The organism is Priestia sp. RMT2NF4 (assembly GCF_047872835.1).
Lineage (GTDB): Bacteria > Bacillota > Bacilli > Bacillales > Bacillaceae_H > Priestia > Priestia zanthoxyli.
This window is the reverse complement of the sequence record NZ_JBLQZO010000001.1, coordinates 1,112,009-1,128,318: the sequence shown is the minus strand read 5'-3', so window position 1 is coordinate 1,128,318 and position 16,310 is coordinate 1,112,009. Positions and strand designations below refer to the sequence as shown.

Below are 16,310 nucleotides of genomic sequence, written 5' to 3'. Positions count from 1 at the left end.
TTGTAGAGGTTTTCGCTTGTTTTTTCACCGAGAACTTTAGTACGCTATTCTACGTTGCCTAGTTCAACAGTCTAGCACTCGTAACAAATAAAAGATGATTGTTTCCAATACTATGTAGGATGGAAACATGGTTTATGGACAGGAAAATGAATGGTTAATGTAATGTAAAACATCACGCCTCGTTTCCTAGAGGAGCTGAAAGTATTGATTTTTAAACGTATTTTTTTAAACAAAGCATCTATTTTATACATAGTCAGTTTATTTATTGTATGTACTTCGGTGATTATGGGAGTATTTATTGGTACAGTTTCGTTAACCGTAGGAGATACAATCAAAATTATTATTGGCCACCTTACCGGACTATCCTTATATCACGGTCCAGAAAACATGGATTTAATCATTTGGCAAATTCGTTTTCCAAGAGTACTGGTGGCATTTTTAGTAGGAGCTTCGCTTTCAATAGCAGGGGCTGCCTTTCAAGGGCTATTAAGAAACTCTCTTGCGGATCCTTACACGATCGGAGTTTCCTCAGGTGCAACCCTTGGCTCTGTCATGGCAATTTATTTTCACTGGAGTATTTTTGGTTTGTCTATCTTCACGCTGCCTGTAGTCGGCATCGTATCTGGTTTTATTACTCTTCTTTTAGTTTTTGGTATTACGAAACTCGCAAGCGGCAATTTGGCTAATGAAACCATCATCTTAGCGGGGATTATTTTATCATCCTTTATGAGCGCGCTTATTTCATTAATTGTAGCTCTTTCTCCTGAAGAAGATGTAAGGCAGGTTTTATATTGGCTAATGGGAAGCGTATCAATGAGAGGATGGTCGCATATTCAAATTTTAGGGCCGTTCTTTTTAGTCGGTACGATTATGCTGCTGTTACATGTGAAAGAGCTGAACGGCTTAGCATTTGGCGATCAATCCGCTCAATTTATGGGGATAGACGTAAAGAAGAAAAAAAGAATGATTTTAATAGGTGCATCCGTATTAACCGGGGCTGCGGTATCAGTATCTGGGGCAATTGGATTTGTTGGCTTAGTTATTCCCCACGTAGTGCGTCTCGTAGCGGGAGCTAATCATAAGCATGTACTGCCGCTTTCTATTTTAATCGGAGGAAGTTATTTGGTTTTAGCCGATTTATTAGCAAGAACGATATTAGAACCTCGTGAACTGCCGATTGGAGTCGTAACCGCCTTAATTGGTTCGCCAATTTTTACGCTGCTGCTTGTAAAAGAACGTATGCGGAAAAGAGGAATATCATGATTGAACTATATAATGTGACGGGAGGATACGATAAGCAGAAACCGACCGTTCGTGACATCACGTTCACCGTAGACAAAGGTTCTTTTGTTGCTTTACTAGGACCAAATGGAAGCGGAAAAACAACGCTTATTCGCTTAATTATGAATGTATTAACCACTCAATCAGGAGAAGTGAAGGTAGAAGGGAAGTCCGTGAAGGCTTATTCACCAAAACAACTGGCGCAAAAAGTTGCAGTCATGACGCAAGAAAATCAAATTGGATTAGAATTTACGGTTCAAGAAATTGTTTCACTTGGACGTTATCCTTATCAGGCAAAAGGTTTGTTTAGCACTGTATCAGCACAGGATGAAGAAGTGGTAGAAAGCGTGATGAAATTAACAAACGTCTGGCACTATCGAAATCATACCTTTCAATCGCTGAGCGGTGGAGAAAAACAGCGGGTTTTACTTGCTAAAGCACTGGCGCAAGAACCTGACTACTTACTTCTTGATGAACCAACGAATCACTTAGATGTAAAACATACGATGGAACTGCTTCAGCTGTTAAAAACGTTACAGCAGGAAATGAGCTTGACGGTTCTGGCCATTTTGCATGATCTCAACATTGCCTCGCTGTTTGCAGATAATGCCGTATTATTGAAAGATGGAAGAGTAGAAGAAACGGGGATGGATGCCATTTTTCAGGATGCAGCTACGTTAAAAAGAGTATATGGCGTTGATTTGCATGTATTTCACCATCCCGCTGTGAACAAGCGGCAAATTGCTTTTGTGCCCCCGTATCAATATCCAGAGACGGACTTCCATGAGTTGTATCAGTTGCAAAAGGAACCGGGCAAGCTATGTTTATCCTTTGCTCGTCCTTTGAGAACTCTTTCACTGGGTTCCAATGAAACAGGTCTAGACTGGTGTCAAGAAATTGTTCAACAGCAAAGCAGTTCTAACACGGCGTGGAAATCTGCGTCTTTATCTAGTCATGAAGTTCGCTTAAAAGACGATAAAGGTTACTCGTGGCTGACTGTACTGACACATGGACAAAAAGAGAATGAAATGAATATTGTTCTACTAACAAATACACCGCTTTCGGACGCGAACTTACTTCATGCTGCGATGAAGGTAATTGAATACCGGGCTTTCTTAGGAAAAACAGGCCGTATTGTTGTAGCATCATCTCATCATAAAGAAGAAAATCAAGAAGAAATTTCAGCGTTCTTAATGGAACGCCTACAGAAAGAATTACAACTATTTATGGAAACAAAAATGACCGACAATTGCTTTAAATAAGCAGTAGCGGTCATTTTTTATTCTTCGGAGTGATCAGGCTTTTCTGTTTCACCTCCTGAACTCATCGTTGTCTCAGTTGTATGTTCATCAATCTTTTTTTCTTTTAGCTTAACAGAGAATAAGTCTTTGACTTCTTCATCCACTTGATCAGAGTCAGCGCTGTAAGTTGTACCAATGTTTAAGTGGCCGGTCAAATCTTTAATTCCTAGCTGGCCAAAATTATTACTAAGGTCAATTTTGTCTAACAATACTTTTTCCACCATAATTTTTTCAACAACAATGGACTGCTTTGGCTGAGTTACTTCATCAATCTTTTTGTCAAGAGTTTTCACCATCTCATATAAAGCTGTATTGGACGATTCTTCCTTTAACGCAGAGAGCTGATTTTGAATGTCTTCGAAATTAGGAGCTGACTGCATAGCCGAAAGTAAATGAGCTGTTTGCTCGTGCAGTTGAGACAATGATTGAATAAGATGAGCTGATTCATGTAATTGCTGATGAAGCTCTTCTATTTTAGGAATCGCGTCGGTTAAACGCGTCACTTGATCAATAATTCCCTGCAGGTTCAGCGCTGAATCTGACGAATGAACAGGTTTTGTGAATTCAACTTCATCAGATGTCTTAGGCTCCGTTTGGCTCGGCAACTTCTTTGGCTGCTGAGGGGGTTTCTTTAGATTAGACTGTTTTTTAGTTTTCATCTTTTCGGGTAATTCTTTCCGCTTTTGATTAGAGCTTTGGTCTATGGGACTTACTTTTTTTTTGGTTGGAAGGGAAGACGGATTTATTTTGCGGACTGTTTCAATTTTAGGCGATTGTTTAAACCACTTAGAAAACATGAAATTCCCTGCCTTTCATGCTACGTATAGTTCTGCACAATAAATTACAAATCAAATTTCACGTGCAATAGACCATCTTTAAATGATGCGTGACATGGCGCTTCCCCTACAGCAGGTGGAAGGATGATTGATCGTTGAAACGTTCCTTCACGTCTTTCTTTGTGAAGAACATTTGCATCCTTCATCGTTAAAAGAGATGAACCGGATATGTGTAAAGTATTTTCATGCATGGTCAATTCGACGTCTGTTCGTTTAGCACCGGGTATTTCAATCACAACTAACAGTTGATTTGCCCATTCGTATACATCAATTAAAGGATAATCTCGATACTCATTTACAATTTGAGGAGAAGCATCTGCTTCCGTATCATTCTTTTCTTCAGGATCATCGTCAAAAATCTTTTCCCAAAATTTTGTATGGTTTTCTTCTTGTAACGTTTCTGCCCACTTTTTAAACTTTCCATGATTCATATTTGTCACCTTCTTTAAAAAAATAAAACAAGGCCTTTTGCCGCTTTCTATTTTATATGTATGCATGAAAACAGAAAAAAACGTCCACTTTAATCTAAATCGTGGACGTCTATTTGAGACATAGGAATATTAACATGTTTAGGCATCCGGATTTCCAACACCCCGGAACGATATACGGCGCGTGTACCTTTTTTGCGAACCGAACAAGGAAGCTGAATTTCTTCTTTGAAGGATTCTTCTCCATCTATTCCTTCAATCGTACACACGTATGGAGTATGATAGACTTTAATGCTTGATACAATATCGCGGTTAGGAATTTTTAACTGAACAATGCATTCGTCTAATGTATTAATGACGTTTGAATCAAATCTTCTTAGCTGTTGTCCATGACCTTCATTTCCCACATCCTGCTGTTCTTTCATCATGTCTTGGGCCTGCTTAAAGAATTCATTTCCTTGCATAAAATCCGGAAAAGAATGGGACATCGTAGAAGAAATCATTTGCTGAATATATTTATTCATGTCTTTAGATGCCATTCCTTTTGGGATATTTTCCATCATTCCTTTAAACGGAGACTTTCCAAATGGAAACATATTTACACACCTCCTTGTAATGTGCCAAGTAAAACGACAAAATCGTTAAATCTAAATTTGATTTCCAATTGGAGCTGAAGGGTTTGCAATTTGATCTTGATCGCTTACGTCAGGATCTAACACGCCCGTATTCATTTGAGAGCAAGTAGGAGAGAAGTTACCTAAAGAGAAATTTGCGCCGTTAAACTTTGAGTTCGCCGTGTGACTGTTTTGAATGGTGGAACCGAAATCAATATTTGCGTTTTGCGTGACACCGTTTGTTACGATATTAAAAACGTTAATTTGAAGAGGCATAAAGAGACTCCTTACTGTTTTTATTCATTCTACTCCAACGGCCTATTGCGTTCAGAGAGAATGTATTCACCGTTTGTCGTCATGCTGTTGACAAGCATTGCCCTATATCACTGCTGATAACCATTGACATGATCAACGTTTGCAATATCTGTTTGGTCATTTGTATCAGGATCGATATAAATGTTTCGCATTTTCGAGGAAGCAGGTGAGACATCGCCATAAGAAGAGTTCGTACCAGTGGATTTTGAATGAGCCGTGTGACTGTTATGGAGTGCTTCGCCAATGTTGACAGAACCGTTGCTTGAGATACTGTTGATCTTTAAATTATAAATGTTAATAACACTTGGCATAGGCTCTCACCCTTTTCTATGGTTGATTAATGTATCCTATGATGATAAGTGCCTAAACGTTCACAATTCCTCATAACTAAAATCGCCTTTTCCGATTGAAGGAAAAAGCGATTGAGAGAGGATTACTTAATGATATGATGGGCTTATGAAATGGGTGCAATACGACAATTCTTTTTTTCTAAAATGTAAGAGATGCTTTGTTGGACAGTGGAAAATGTTCGCCAATTAAACTGAGAATCTACAAGCGACAGAGCCATTTTTGAAGAAAGACCAACAATAAGGCAAGTGGTACCAATCAAACGCAAAGCATCGTGGAGCGTGTTAATATAATAACCGTGTTCTTCATCTAATGAATGAAGGGAAGATAAATCAATAAGCAAATAGCGCGCCTGTTCTTTTACAACTGCCTCCAATACCGTTTCAGTTAGCTTCTTTCCACGTTCTATATCCATCTTACCGGTAATGGGCACAGCTAAAACCTCGTCCCATATCTTTAATAAAGGAGTGGACAAATCCTCAATTAACCGTTCTTTTTCAAGCTCTGCTTCGGCTTGATCTGTAAAGTCTAATAGCATAAGCAAGTAGCCATAACGCTCGCCGTCTTTTGTATCAATGGGGTGAATCACAGCTTCTGCTACGTATTGACTGCCAATCGTTATACGCGTTCTGTAGGTTGTATGAAGAGAGGTGAGTAAATTTTCCGCTTCTTCAGAATTGGAATGAAAGAAGTCCATATGCTTTCCAATTAACTCTTCGATATGAGATAACTGGTAGATTGGGAGTACTGGCTGAAGTGTTTCAATTGCTCTTGCATTCATCCACTGCACACGATAGTCTTGATCTGCAATGATCATGGTTTCTTGAATATTTTCTAAAATCAAATGTCCATTAAGCTTTTGTGGAAGTCGTCCAATTCCATTCATTCTCCATCTCTCCTTATGCGTGTAGTAAGTTTATGTACATCTACTTTATATTTTACAGTGAAAAGAATGAAGAAGGCTATAAAAAATTTATTAACGTATGTAGGGATCATGGTATGTAAAAAAACGTAGGAGTAAGCACTCGCTTCAATCAAAAAACTCCCCTGGGTAAAGGGGAGTTCACTTTATTCATATGATTTAATAAAATCAACGTTATATTTTTCAACGCTTGATAAGTAGGAGTCTCTAAATGATGAATCAGGCGTATACCATGACTTTTCATAAAAATAGGCTTGAAGATCTTTCGATTTAAATACATACCCATGCCGCGCATAGATTTCATTTCGAGCTAGCCTTCGTTCACTCGAGCTCAAACTGCTAATATCACCATAACTTAATTTGTAAGAATCCGAACCCGGAAGAATATAAGAGCTTGAAGTAGCATAAGAGCGCGGCCCAGGCACGATTACTTCTCGTTCTTTTATGACGGTTTTTTCCTTTTCAACGGGGGGCGTTTGTATATTTAATATAATACTTTCTTCACTTTGAATGGTGTAAGGACTGCTTTTGAACGTGGTGCCGCCTTTTTGCACTTCTGCATGAACAGTGACGCTTCCATCCGTGGCAACAGGCCCTATTTGTGATGAGCTATTCACCTGAAGCCCCGTGCTTTTTCCGTTTACGAATAAAATAGCGTCATCTCTATTCGATGAGATTGTAACATAAGCCCCTTTAAATACAACAGATATATTTTCTTCTTTTTGACGGTGAAAATTTACAGTGGTTTGGTCTGTAAGCTTTCCGTAAGAGCTTTCATAAGAAGCTGTAAGCGGGTAATTTCCAATCATAAAAGGCCCTATTTTTTGCGTTTGATTTTTGGATATGGATTGTTTTGTATCATTGACTGTAACCGTTGCATCCTCTGGCGTGGTGAGGGAGATATAATATGATGACGGCACAACCACGTACTGTTTTTTGAAGAGTGGTGAATGTTTCTGTTCTTTTATTGTAAAGTAGATACTCGATTTATTTTTCAAATCATTTTCAACGTCTCGTAAAATAGAACCATCGGAAGTTGCATCCAACAGAGCTTGAATAGATGTGTCATTAATAACTATAGTAGACTGCGAAGAGTCTAATAACTCTCTTAACACAGCTGTATCTTTCGATTCCAATGCCTCAATAAAGCGGTCGGCCATTTTTTCTTCTGAACCAGAGAAAAAGAAATAAAATACAAAAGTTAAAAGAAGTATAAGCACAATACCCCCGCCAATATACCAGCTCTTTTTATGCTTAGCTGCAGCTGGCGACACGGTGAAAGAAAAGCCGCAGTTATTGCAAAATAATTGATCTGTGCTTGCACTGGCACCGCATTTTGGACATTGATTCATTCACACCATTCCCTTCTTTTTATTCCATTAAATGTATGGAATGTGTAGGTAAAACAGACCATTAAATTGGAAAAAGAATAGATTTAACGAGAAAGATAAACACACCAAACATGCACAGAAAAGATGAGGTATGCTATGATAAGAACTATATATTAATCCGATAGGGACACTCTGTCATATAAAAAGGAGATGAAGCAAATGAGTGTTTCATTTGTAAATAAAAATCAAAAGTCTACGTACGAAAAACTGCTACCTCTAGTCGAAAAATTTAAGAAACGAGCTTTTAAAATAGATGAAGAAGGTACGTTTCCGTTTGAAAATATTCAAGAGTTAAAAGAAGCTGGCTATACACGTCTTTCTCTAGAAAGCAACTATGGAGGAGATGAATTACGCCTTTATGATTTTTTATTATTTCAAGAATTAATTGCTCAAGGGGACGCTTCTACGGCTCTTAGTATTGGATGGCATATGGGGATTACAATGGACTTGCGTGAAAAACAGCCTTGGAGTCAGCAAATGCTCGATTTTATTTTTAAAGAAATAGAAAAAGGTGCACTTATTAATACCGCTGCTACTGAACCGAAGACAGGAAGTCCTACTCGAGGAGGCAAACCGGAAACGCTAGCTGTAAAAACAAAAAAAGGCTGGCGAATCAATGGCCGAAAAACATTCACCACGATGTCTCCGGTGTTAAATTACTTCTTAGTAAAAGCAAGCATTGAAGGTGAAGAAGAGATCGGCTTATTTTTAATTCCTCGTGAAACAAGCGGACTTTCAATAGAAGAAACATGGGATATGATTGCAATGCGCGGGACAGGAAGTCACGATCTTGTGCTAGAAAATGTCGATATTGAACAAGACTTTCTTGTTGAACGCCTAGGTGGCTTTAAAAAGAATGAGCCAAGCGGCTGGTTGCTTCATATACCAGCTTGCTACATGGGTACAGCCATCGCAGCAAGAGATTATGCTGTCGCATTTGCTACAGAATATTCGCCTAATAGTATTGAAGGAACGATTAGCGAGTTGCCAAATGTGCAGCGTTTAGTCGGAGAGATGGAACTTGAACTCATGCAGGCGCGTCACTTTATGTACAGCGTGGCAAATAAATGGGATGAAACAAGCGACCGAGCAGCATTAGCGGGAGAATTAGCAGCTGTCAAACACGTAGTGACCAATAGTGCCTGTACGGTTGTTGACAAAGCCATGCGCATAGTAGGAGCGCGTAGCTTGCAGCGCAGTAATCCGCTGCAGCGCTATTATAGAGACGTGCGTGCTGGGCTCCACAACCCTCCAATGGATGATATGACGGTTGTTAATTTAGCGAAGCAGGCGTTTGCTAGATAAAACTTAATAACATGTTAAATGATGAAAAACTGCTTATTATAGGCTATTCTATAGTAAGCAGTTTTTTCGTTACAAAAGGAGGAATTGAAGATGAAGTCCGTAAGAGAAATTCAGCTGACACCTCATAATATCGCGTGGGAAAAGGAATTTTCAAAAGAAGCTGCCACCTTAACAACTATAATGTCAGCTCAAGTTTTAGAGGTTCATCATATCGGAAGCACTGCTGTTCCCGGCTTAAGCGCAAAACCGATTATTGATTTACTTATTGAAGTAAAAGATATAAAAAAAGTAGATACATATAATCAAAAGATGGAACAGCTTGGTTACGAAGCGAAAGGTGAAAACGGCATAAAAGGAAGACGATACTTCCAAAAAGGCGGAAATGAAAGAACGCATCACGTTCATATTTATGAAAAAGGCCACCCAGAAATTAATCGGCATATATGGTTTCGAGATTATCTGCGTACTCACCCTGATGCAGCAAAAGAATACGAAACGTTGAAAACAGAACTAGCGCATCGCTATCGCTTTGAACCGGAAAAATATGTGGAAAATAAAACGAATTTTATTCATAAAATAGATGGGCTAGCTTTAAAATGGAGAAAGGGAAGCAGCAATAAGAATAGGAAAGATGATCTTAGATAAAAAGGAGGAACGAGCTTGACTCCAGTTCTAAATCGACAGACAAATACAGGTAAAAAGAAAAAAACAATATGGATCAGCCTGATATCCTTTGTTATTCTTTGTTTTGTACTTTGTACGGCCATTTCTCTTTATGTAGGCATAAGCCTGACAAAACTAGATAAAAATCCTGCTGTGAAAAATCCTAGTGATTACGGCATGCACTATAGCAATCAAGTATTTTTGAGCAAAGACGGAATAACCCATTTAAAAGGATGGATGATTGAACCAACGGAACAGCCAAAAGCGACCATTATTATGTCACATGGATACGGAAATAACCGTGAAGCACAAGGAGCTGGCTTTCTGCCGCTGAGTAAAGAATTTGTAAAAGCGGGATATCGAGTAGTCATGTTTGACTTTAGAGATTCAGGAGACTCAGAAGGAAATCAAACGACGATTGGTGTAAAAGAACAGCTCGATTTATTAGGCGTTATTCAGAAAATGAAAGAAACAACAAAAGAGCCAATTGTGCTCTACGGCATTTCAATGGGAGCAGCCACTTCTTTATTAGCAGCTTCTCAAGATGACGACGTAAAAGCTGTAGTAGCGGATAGTCCTTTTAGCGATTTAACCTCTTATTTAAAAGAAAATCTATCTGTATGGTCTCATTTACCAAACTTTCCGTTTACACCGCTAACCATTGCTATTCTTCCTGTTATTGCAGATGTAAATCCTGCTGAAGCTAGTCCTATTAAAGCAGTCGAGCATATTTACCCTCGACCCATTTTATTTATACACAGCACAGGAGATACAAAAATTCCTTACACTGAAAGTGAAAAAATGGCTAAAACGCACCCGGATGCTTTTCACTTCTGGAAAACTGATAAAGCAGAACACGTTCAAAATTATCATGTATACAAAAAAGAATATGTAAAGCGCGTACTATCTTTTATTGAGCAATCGCTGTAAAAAAAGAGGCTGGGACAAAAATATGTTAGACGAAATGTAAAACGAACCATTGATCAAAACTTTTGATTAGTGGTTCGTTTTTTTCGTTAGAACAAACGTAGATTTCATTTTGTAAATCTTTAGATGGGATTCATTTCGTTATGTCTCAACCTCTCTTAGCCGTTGATTTTACCTTGTTCTATAAGCTCAGTATATAAATTACGAAGAATGTAGGTTTTATAACTTTCTAGCTTTCTTCCATCAATTTTAGAGATATTGGCCGCTTTTAACTGCTGAACAAACCAGCCTTTTGAGTAGATATGAGCCATTGTTAATCACTCCTTCAAAAAAATCCACTCTAAATAATTAACTATATTCATAAAAGAAACTAAAAAGAAGTGAACGAAGCAAATGAATTGACGTTCATTTTTTACAGCGTTATACTGCTCTACAGCTACATAAAAGGAGGAAATGAACAATGAGCAAACAGTATATAAACGTAAATGGCGTTAATTTGCACTACATAAGCAAGGGACAAGGAGAGCTTATGCTATTTCTTCATGGGTTTCCTGACTTTTCGCATATTTGGCGACACCAGATAGATGAATTTTCTAATGATTTTCACACAGTTGCTCTGGACTTAAGAGGATATAACTTATCTGAAAAGCCAAGCGGACTAGAATCATACGAGATTGATGTATTAGTAGAAGATATTCGCCAAGTGATTGAAGGCCTAGGATATAGCTCCTGCACGCTAGTTGTACACGACTGGGGAGCAGGAATCGGATGGACATTCGCTTATCGCTACCCGGAATATGTACAAAAATTAATTGCTTTTAACGGTCCGCACCCTTATACATTTATGCGTGAGCTTAGAACAAATAAAAATCAGCAAAAAGCAAGTGAGTATATGAAATGGTTTCAAAAACAAGAAGCACAGGACTATATGGAACGAGACAACTTCTCAGGTTTGCGTAAGCTTGTGATCGACCCAGGTGTAAAAAAAGGATACCTAACAGCTGATGATGTTCAAGCATACATGAACTCTTGGGAAAATGGCTCTGTGCTGTCCATGCTAAGTTATTACCGCAATTTAAAGATTTTCACGGAAGAAGACCTTCGAAGAAAATCTTTGTTTCCGTTAGAAGAAGAAGTGTTAAACATCCCGGTACAAATTATTTGGGGAAATCAAGATCCTACTTTTATGCCTGAAAACTTAGATGGTATTGAAGAATATGTGCCAAACATATCTGTTCACCGATTAACTGAAGCATCTCATGCCCCTCAGCATGAAAAGCCTCAAGAAGTAAACAGCGTGATGTGGAATTTTTTAAATAAGTAAAGAGAAAAAGAAAGGTTTCCTCTAGAAACCTTTCTTTTTCTTTTGAATTTAAAATAATTTTTAAAAAAGTGATCCAACAGAATAAGGTGATCGTTAGGTAAGTAGAAAAGGAAGTACTTCTTGAAAAAAAGCGGTTAAAAACTTTTTCAAAAAAAGTGATCTAGCTGAACAAAGCGTTCGTTAGATAAGTAGAAAGGGAAGGAATTCTTGACGAAAATGACATCTTAAAAAAGTTTTAAAAAAGTGATCCAAGGTCATTCGCCAATCGTTTAGTAGATAGAAAGAGAATACTTCCTAAAAAGAGTCATTAAATACGGGAGAACATGAAGATAAAATATATAGAATATTCAAAATGTTCAATCTGTTTAATGATTTAAGATGTAGTAAGAATGAAAAAAGTAGCGTACATCAACTAAAAATGAGGAGAGTGGAAAATGATGAAATTAAGCAAAAAGTTAATGATCCCTGTATTAGGAGCTTCACTATTGATGCCCACAATTGCAAACGCAGAGGAAGCACAACCAACGGCAGTAACAAAAGCTGCAGATTTACGAGCGAACTTAGACTACTTATTATCTGAACACTTTACGCTTGCCGTTGCCGCTATGACAACAGCCTATGACGGTTCTAAAGACGCTGACGCTGCGTTTAAAGCATTGGACCAAAATGCCGTTGACATGGAGCCTGCTATTGCGTCTGTCTATGGTGATAAAGGAGCAGCTGAATTTGAAAGAATTTTCAGAGAACATAACAATTACACAGATGATTTTGTAAAAGCAACAAAAGAAAATGACAAAGAAGCCATGGCTGAAGTAGATAAAGAAGTAAATCAATTCGTAAATGAATTTGCTAAGTTCTTAAGTACTGCTACGGAAGGCAAACTACCTGAAGATGCAGCAAAAGAAGCGCTTCGCGTACATGAAGACCAAGTAAAAGAAACATTTGAAGATTATGTAGCAGGTGACTACGAAGCGGCCGCTAAAACATACCGCGAAGGATATCAGCAAATGTTTGCCATTAGTAAAGCGTTATCAAATGCAATCGTAACGCAAATGCCTGATAAATTCGACAATACCAAAGTAGATACACCAGCAGCAGATTTACGTTCTTCATTAAACAGCTTAGCAGCAGAACATTTTGCTTTAGCAACAATGGGAATGGAAAAAGGGTTCAACGGTTCAAAAGATTACGACTATGTTAGCTGGTTAGAAAATGCTAACACAGCAGATTTTAAAGCTGCAATCGGTTCAGTATATGGCGATGAAGGGGCTGCACAATTCGAAAAAATTTGGCAAGGAGATCACATCAATGCCCAAGCTGAACTAGTAAGTGCACAAGTAAAAGGCGATGAAGCAGGAGAAAAAGCTGCTAAAGACAAGCTCCATAAATTCGCGCAAGAATTTGGTACATTCTTAGGAACAGCAACAGATGGAAACCTTCCAACTGCAGACGCACAGGCAGCTATAAAAGCACATGAAGATACGGTTATTAAAACATTTGAGCAATATGCATCCGGCGACTACGCTGGAAGTTATGATACGTACCGTGAAGGGTATAAATTAATGTTTGGTGTCGGCCAAGCTTTAGGTGAAGCGATTGTAAAACAAAATCCCGATAAGTTTGCTGAGACAGCTATGCCAACAGATATGCCGAAAACAGGTATGGGCGGGGCATCTGAATCAACGATGAACCCACTAACAGCGATCTATATTGCACTAGGTTCGTTAGCTGTATTAACAGCTGGAGTTATTTTACGCAAGAAACCAGTAAGCAAATAATATTTTTTCTCCTTTTCCTTATGAATTACAAGTCAAGAGTCCTAAAAAAAGAAGAGAGGTTGTTCTCTCTTCTTTTTTATAAACAGCTGTGAAACGAGGTGACGATGTGAAAAAAGCGATTGTTCTCGCCTACTGTATATTAAGTTTAGTCCTGCTTGTTAGCGGCGGACTATATTTTAAAGAACAAATGGTAGAAGCAAAAGAAATGAAGCAACAGAATGCAGCTAAGCAAAAAGAAAAAGAAGCACAATCAAAGGATTTAAAAAGCCGGGTAACGCTTGAAGAGGAATTTGCTGTATTAAAAAAGCATAAAACAGAAGCCAAACAGTTAAACAAAGAATTCAAAGGAATTATTCCTGCAAAAGTGTCCATTCCAGCTATTCATGTGGAGGCTTCAATTGAACAAGTAGGGTTATTAGACAGCGGTGAAATGGCAGCGCCATCTACAGAAAATGGAGTTGCTTGGTTTGAACCAGGAGCTAAACCTGGCGTAAAAGGAAATGCTGTACTAGCAGGACACGTAGACAGTAAAACCGGCCCTGCCGTCTTTTACAATCTAAAAAACTTAAAAAAAGACGATGAAATTACCGTAAGAGATGCACAGGGGACCACGCTTACCTTTGTTGTTAAACGTACAAAAAGCTATCCGCGAGATAAGGCACCTTTAAACGAAATTTTTGGGTACAGCAACAAACGTAATTTAAATCTAATTACGTGTACAGGCACGTTTGACCGTGCAGAAGGAACCCATCAAGAGAGGTTAGTTGTATATACAGAACTAAAAGCTGACCAAGCAAAAGAATTGGAGCGTGAAGCAACTGCACCACAACCTCCCACACATGTAAAGATGAGCGGTAATTTGCTTACGTGGTACGCGGTACGAGAAGGCAATATTATCGGTTACCGAATTTATAAAAAGAACCCAGGCGGAACATTTGTCCATATTGGCAGCGTTTCGGAATTTGAGCGAAAAAGCTTTGCCGACTCCGACGCATCTCAGTCTCGTTATTATGTAACAGCTGTTAACGAGTCAGGAAAAGAGTCTGCCCCATCTAGTATAGCGAAATAACAAAAAGCTCTCTTCAAACGGAGAGCTTTTTGTTATTTTTGATTGTCGATTCAAAAGATATCTTCTGGCTTTCTATTTATCTAAATGCTATTAGTTTTAATAGATAAATAAAAATTCCTCAAAAATAATACTTGAATAATATAAATATTCAGATTATTATGTACTAATAGTCTTTTTGGTAATTAAAAGGAAAAAAACAAAAAGAATCTAAAAGAAAAGGGAGAGAAAGTATGGCACAACCTAATTTGCAAACAGAGCAAAAATCACATCCAACAACCTTACTAGACAAACTATTAGGAAGAGTAGAAGCATTCGGAAACAAACTACCTGATCCTTTTATTTTGTTTGTATGCTTAGCGCTTATTATCGTATTAGCGTCTGTTGCTATTAATAGTATGGGAGTAACAGTGGTCCATCCTGGTACTAATAAGACTCTTCCAATTAAAAGTTTGTTGTCGCATGAAGGCATTCAGTATATCTTAACATCGATGCTGACCAATTTCACTGAATTTAAGCCCCTAGGACTTGTACTTGCTATGATGCTTGGAGTCGGACTTGCAGAAAAAGTAGGTCTGCTTGAAGTGGCCATAAAGAAAACGATTTTAAATGCTCCAAAAGCTCTTATTACATACGCCATCATTTTTACAGGGATTATGGCCAACTTAGCCGCAGATGCTGCTTTTGTCATCGTGCCTCCGCTTGCCGCAATGATATTTTATACAGTAGGAAGACACCCGCTTGCTGGATTAGCAGCAGGATTTGCTGGGGTGGGATCAGGCTTTACAGCGAATCTTATTATATCCGGAACCGACGGATTGTTATCAGGCATTTCTACTGAAGCTGCTAAAACAATCGACCCAAGCGCTGCCGTCAGTCCTGCAGCGAACTGGTACTTCATGGCGGCTTCTGTATTCGTTTTAACTATTATAGGAGCGATCGTCACTGAAAAGATTGTAGAACCTAGACTGGGTAATTATAAAGGGAAAAAACGCAATGATTTTGGTGAAATCAGTGAGGTAGAAGCAAAAGGATTAAAAAACAGTATCGTTGCTACATGTATTTATGTCGTTGTACTAGCTGTTTTCTTATTTTGGCCCAACTCTCCTCTACGAAATGAAGACGGCGGAATTGTTCCATCTCCTTTTTTAGATGGTATCATTCCGATTACGCTGCTGTTTTTTGTGGTAGTTGGCTCTGTTTATGGAATAACAGTAGGGAAAATCAAAAGTTCTAGAGATATACCTGCTTATATGACTGATTCGATGAAAGATATGGCTAGCTATATTGTCCTTATTTTTGCCGCCGCTCAATTTATCGCTTACTTTAATTGGACTAATATTGGAACGTGGATTGCAGTAGAAGGAGCGGATGCATTAAAAGCACTAAATCTAACTGGACTTCCAGTTGTGGTTGGTTTTGTATTTTTAACTGTGGTTCTAAGCCTTCTTATTTTTAGCGGCTCTGCTCAATGGGCACTAGAAGCACCTATTTTTATTCCATTATTCATGCTGTTAGGATACAATCCTGGATTTATTCAAGCAGCTTACCGAATAGCGGATTCGTCTACGAATGTAATCACTCCTTTAAATCCATACATGATTGTCATTTTAGCCTTTATGAAAGAATACGAGCCGAAAGCAGGACTTGGAACCATCATTTCACTTATGCTTCCTTATACTTTAGCCTTCTTAGGAATTTGGATTGTAATGTTGATTGTTTTTGCTGTATTCGGTATTCCTTTAGGACCAGGTGTATATATGTATTTGTAAAAAAAATCCTCTTCTTGGAGTAGAAGAGGATTTTTTATG

The 16,310-nt window shown here is 38.3% G+C and carries 17 protein-coding genes; 9 read left to right on the top strand and 8 right to left on the bottom strand.

Features of this window, described 5'->3' with window-relative positions; genetic code table 11:
* Positions 1–204 precede the first annotated feature (204 nt).
* Both ACMX9J_RS05755 and ACMX9J_RS05750 read left to right on the top strand, forming a co-directional pair.
* Entirely contained in the window at positions 205–1,263 is a 1,059-nt protein-coding gene (locus tag ACMX9J_RS05755) for a FecCD family ABC transporter permease (protein ID WP_028412841.1), read from the top strand.
* The gene (locus ACMX9J_RS05750; RefSeq protein WP_033579427.1) at positions 1,260–2,543 is read left to right on the top strand and encodes an ABC transporter ATP-binding protein; all 1,284 of its coding nucleotides are present in this window, start codon (positions 1,260–1,262) and stop codon (positions 2,541–2,543) included. The genes ACMX9J_RS05755 and ACMX9J_RS05750 overlap by 4 nt, the downstream gene beginning before the upstream one ends.
* Before the next feature lie 17 nt (positions 2,544–2,560).
* Here ACMX9J_RS05750 and ACMX9J_RS05745 read toward each other — a convergent pair whose 3' ends face one another.
* The 7 genes from ACMX9J_RS05745 to ACMX9J_RS05715 form a co-directional block, all read right to left on the bottom strand.
* Entirely contained in the window at positions 2,561–3,379 is an 819-nt protein-coding gene (locus ACMX9J_RS05745) for a hypothetical protein (RefSeq protein WP_028412843.1), read from the bottom strand.
* Positions 3,380–3,423: 44 nt separating this feature from the next.
* On the bottom strand, positions 3,424–3,849 hold the full coding sequence (locus ACMX9J_RS05740; protein WP_028412844.1) for an Hsp20/alpha crystallin family protein: 426 nt from the start codon (positions 3,847–3,849) through the stop codon (positions 3,424–3,426).
* Between the two features lie 89 nt (positions 3,850–3,938).
* Positions 3,939–4,442 carry an Hsp20/alpha crystallin family protein gene (locus ACMX9J_RS05735; protein WP_028412845.1) on the bottom strand — a complete coding sequence of 168 codons (504 nt, stop codon included), beginning with the start codon at positions 4,440–4,442 and terminating at the stop codon, positions 3,939–3,941.
* 51 nt (positions 4,443–4,493) lie between these two features.
* A complete protein-coding gene (locus tag ACMX9J_RS05730) occupies positions 4,494–4,736 on the bottom strand; it encodes a spore germination protein (RefSeq protein WP_013057626.1) in 243 nt (80 codons plus the stop codon).
* A 107-nt stretch (positions 4,737–4,843) separates the two neighbouring features.
* A complete protein-coding gene (locus tag ACMX9J_RS05725) occupies positions 4,844–5,086 on the bottom strand; it encodes a spore germination protein (protein WP_013057625.1) in 243 nt (80 codons plus the stop codon).
* Between the two features lie 143 nt (positions 5,087–5,229).
* Complete coding sequence (locus ACMX9J_RS05720) at positions 5,230–6,009, bottom strand: STAS domain-containing protein (protein ID WP_028412846.1); 780 nt, start codon at positions 6,007–6,009, stop codon at positions 5,230–5,232.
* A gap of 182 nt (positions 6,010–6,191) precedes the next feature.
* Complete coding sequence (locus ACMX9J_RS05715; RefSeq protein ID WP_416225528.1) at positions 6,192–7,397, bottom strand: TcaA 3rd/4th domain-containing protein; 1,206 nt, start codon at positions 7,395–7,397, stop codon at positions 6,192–6,194.
* 198 nt (positions 7,398–7,595) lie between these two features.
* Between ACMX9J_RS05715 and ACMX9J_RS05710 the strand changes: the two genes are divergently transcribed.
* The 3 genes from ACMX9J_RS05710 to ACMX9J_RS05700 all read left to right on the top strand — a co-directional run bounded on the left by ACMX9J_RS05710 (position 7,596) and on the right by ACMX9J_RS05700 (position 10,334).
* The gene (locus tag ACMX9J_RS05710; protein ID WP_033579423.1) at positions 7,596–8,741 is read left to right on the top strand and encodes an acyl-CoA dehydrogenase family protein; all 1,146 of its coding nucleotides are present in this window, start codon (positions 7,596–7,598) and stop codon (positions 8,739–8,741) included.
* A gap of 90 nt (positions 8,742–8,831) precedes the next feature.
* Positions 8,832–9,386 carry a GrpB family protein gene (locus ACMX9J_RS05705; RefSeq protein ID WP_033579422.1) on the top strand — a complete coding sequence of 185 codons (555 nt, stop codon included), beginning with the start codon at positions 8,832–8,834 and terminating at the stop codon, positions 9,384–9,386.
* Between the two features lie 15 nt (positions 9,387–9,401).
* Positions 9,402–10,334, top strand: a complete 933-nt coding sequence (locus ACMX9J_RS05700) for an alpha/beta hydrolase (RefSeq protein WP_047750594.1) — start codon at positions 9,402–9,404, stop codon at positions 10,332–10,334.
* A 155-nt stretch (positions 10,335–10,489) separates the two neighbouring features.
* Here the strand turns inward: ACMX9J_RS05700 and ACMX9J_RS05695 are convergent, their stop codons facing one another.
* Positions 10,490–10,642 (bottom strand): YflJ family protein, encoded by a 153-nt coding sequence (locus ACMX9J_RS05695; RefSeq protein WP_080963378.1) that lies wholly within the window; start codon positions 10,640–10,642, stop codon positions 10,490–10,492.
* A gap of 149 nt (positions 10,643–10,791) precedes the next feature.
* Between ACMX9J_RS05695 and ACMX9J_RS05690 the strand changes: the two genes are divergently transcribed.
* From ACMX9J_RS05690 to ACMX9J_RS05675, 4 genes are all read left to right on the top strand, one after another.
* Positions 10,792–11,655, top strand: a complete 864-nt coding sequence (locus tag ACMX9J_RS05690) for an alpha/beta fold hydrolase (protein WP_047750595.1) — start codon at positions 10,792–10,794, stop codon at positions 11,653–11,655.
* A gap of 434 nt (positions 11,656–12,089) precedes the next feature.
* A complete protein-coding gene (locus tag ACMX9J_RS05685) occupies positions 12,090–13,433 on the top strand; it encodes a hypothetical protein (protein ID WP_033579419.1) in 1,344 nt (447 codons plus the stop codon).
* Positions 13,434–13,539: 106 nt separating this feature from the next.
* Positions 13,540–14,502: a class F sortase gene (locus ACMX9J_RS05680; protein WP_033579418.1), complete on the top strand. Its 963-nt coding sequence runs from the start codon at positions 13,540–13,542 to the stop codon at positions 14,500–14,502.
* A gap of 230 nt (positions 14,503–14,732) precedes the next feature.
* Positions 14,733–16,271, top strand: a complete 1,539-nt coding sequence (locus tag ACMX9J_RS05675) for an AbgT family transporter (RefSeq protein WP_176343858.1) — start codon at positions 14,733–14,735, stop codon at positions 16,269–16,271.
* Positions 16,272–16,310 lie beyond the last annotated feature (39 nt).

Coding starts and splice junctions, on each gene's coding strand:
- ACMX9J_RS05715 (WP_416225528.1), bottom strand. CDS start 7,397: ATGAATCAATGTCCAAAATGCGGTGCCAGTGCAAGCACAGATCAATTA.
- ACMX9J_RS05695 (WP_080963378.1), bottom strand. CDS start 10,642: ATGGCTCATATCTACTCAAAAGGCTGGTTTGTTCAGCAGTTAAAAGCG.
- ACMX9J_RS05745 (WP_028412843.1), bottom strand. CDS start 3,379: ATGTTTTCTAAGTGGTTTAAACAATCGCCTAAAATTGAAACAGTCCGC.
- ACMX9J_RS05720 (WP_028412846.1), bottom strand. CDS start 6,009: ATGAATGGAATTGGACGACTTCCACAAAAGCTTAATGGACATTTGATT.
- ACMX9J_RS05705 (WP_033579422.1), top strand. CDS start 8,832: ATGAAGTCCGTAAGAGAAATTCAGCTGACACCTCATAATATCGCGTGG.
- ACMX9J_RS05675 (WP_176343858.1), top strand. CDS start 14,733: ATGGCACAACCTAATTTGCAAACAGAGCAAAAATCACATCCAACAACC.
- ACMX9J_RS05740 (WP_028412844.1), bottom strand. CDS start 3,849: ATGAATCATGGAAAGTTTAAAAAGTGGGCAGAAACGTTACAAGAAGAA.
- ACMX9J_RS05710 (WP_033579423.1), top strand. CDS start 7,596: ATGAGTGTTTCATTTGTAAATAAAAATCAAAAGTCTACGTACGAAAAA.
- ACMX9J_RS05725 (WP_013057625.1), bottom strand. CDS start 5,086: ATGCCAAGTGTTATTAACATTTATAATTTAAAGATCAACAGTATCTCA.
- ACMX9J_RS05735 (WP_028412845.1), bottom strand. CDS start 4,442: ATGTTTCCATTTGGAAAGTCTCCGTTTAAAGGAATGATGGAAAATATC.
- ACMX9J_RS05750 (WP_033579427.1), top strand. CDS start 1,260: ATGATTGAACTATATAATGTGACGGGAGGATACGATAAGCAGAAACCG.
- ACMX9J_RS05730 (WP_013057626.1), bottom strand. CDS start 4,736: ATGCCTCTTCAAATTAACGTTTTTAATATCGTAACAAACGGTGTCACG.
- ACMX9J_RS05685 (WP_033579419.1), top strand. CDS start 12,090: ATGATGAAATTAAGCAAAAAGTTAATGATCCCTGTATTAGGAGCTTCA.
- ACMX9J_RS05690 (WP_047750595.1), top strand. CDS start 10,792: ATGAGCAAACAGTATATAAACGTAAATGGCGTTAATTTGCACTACATA.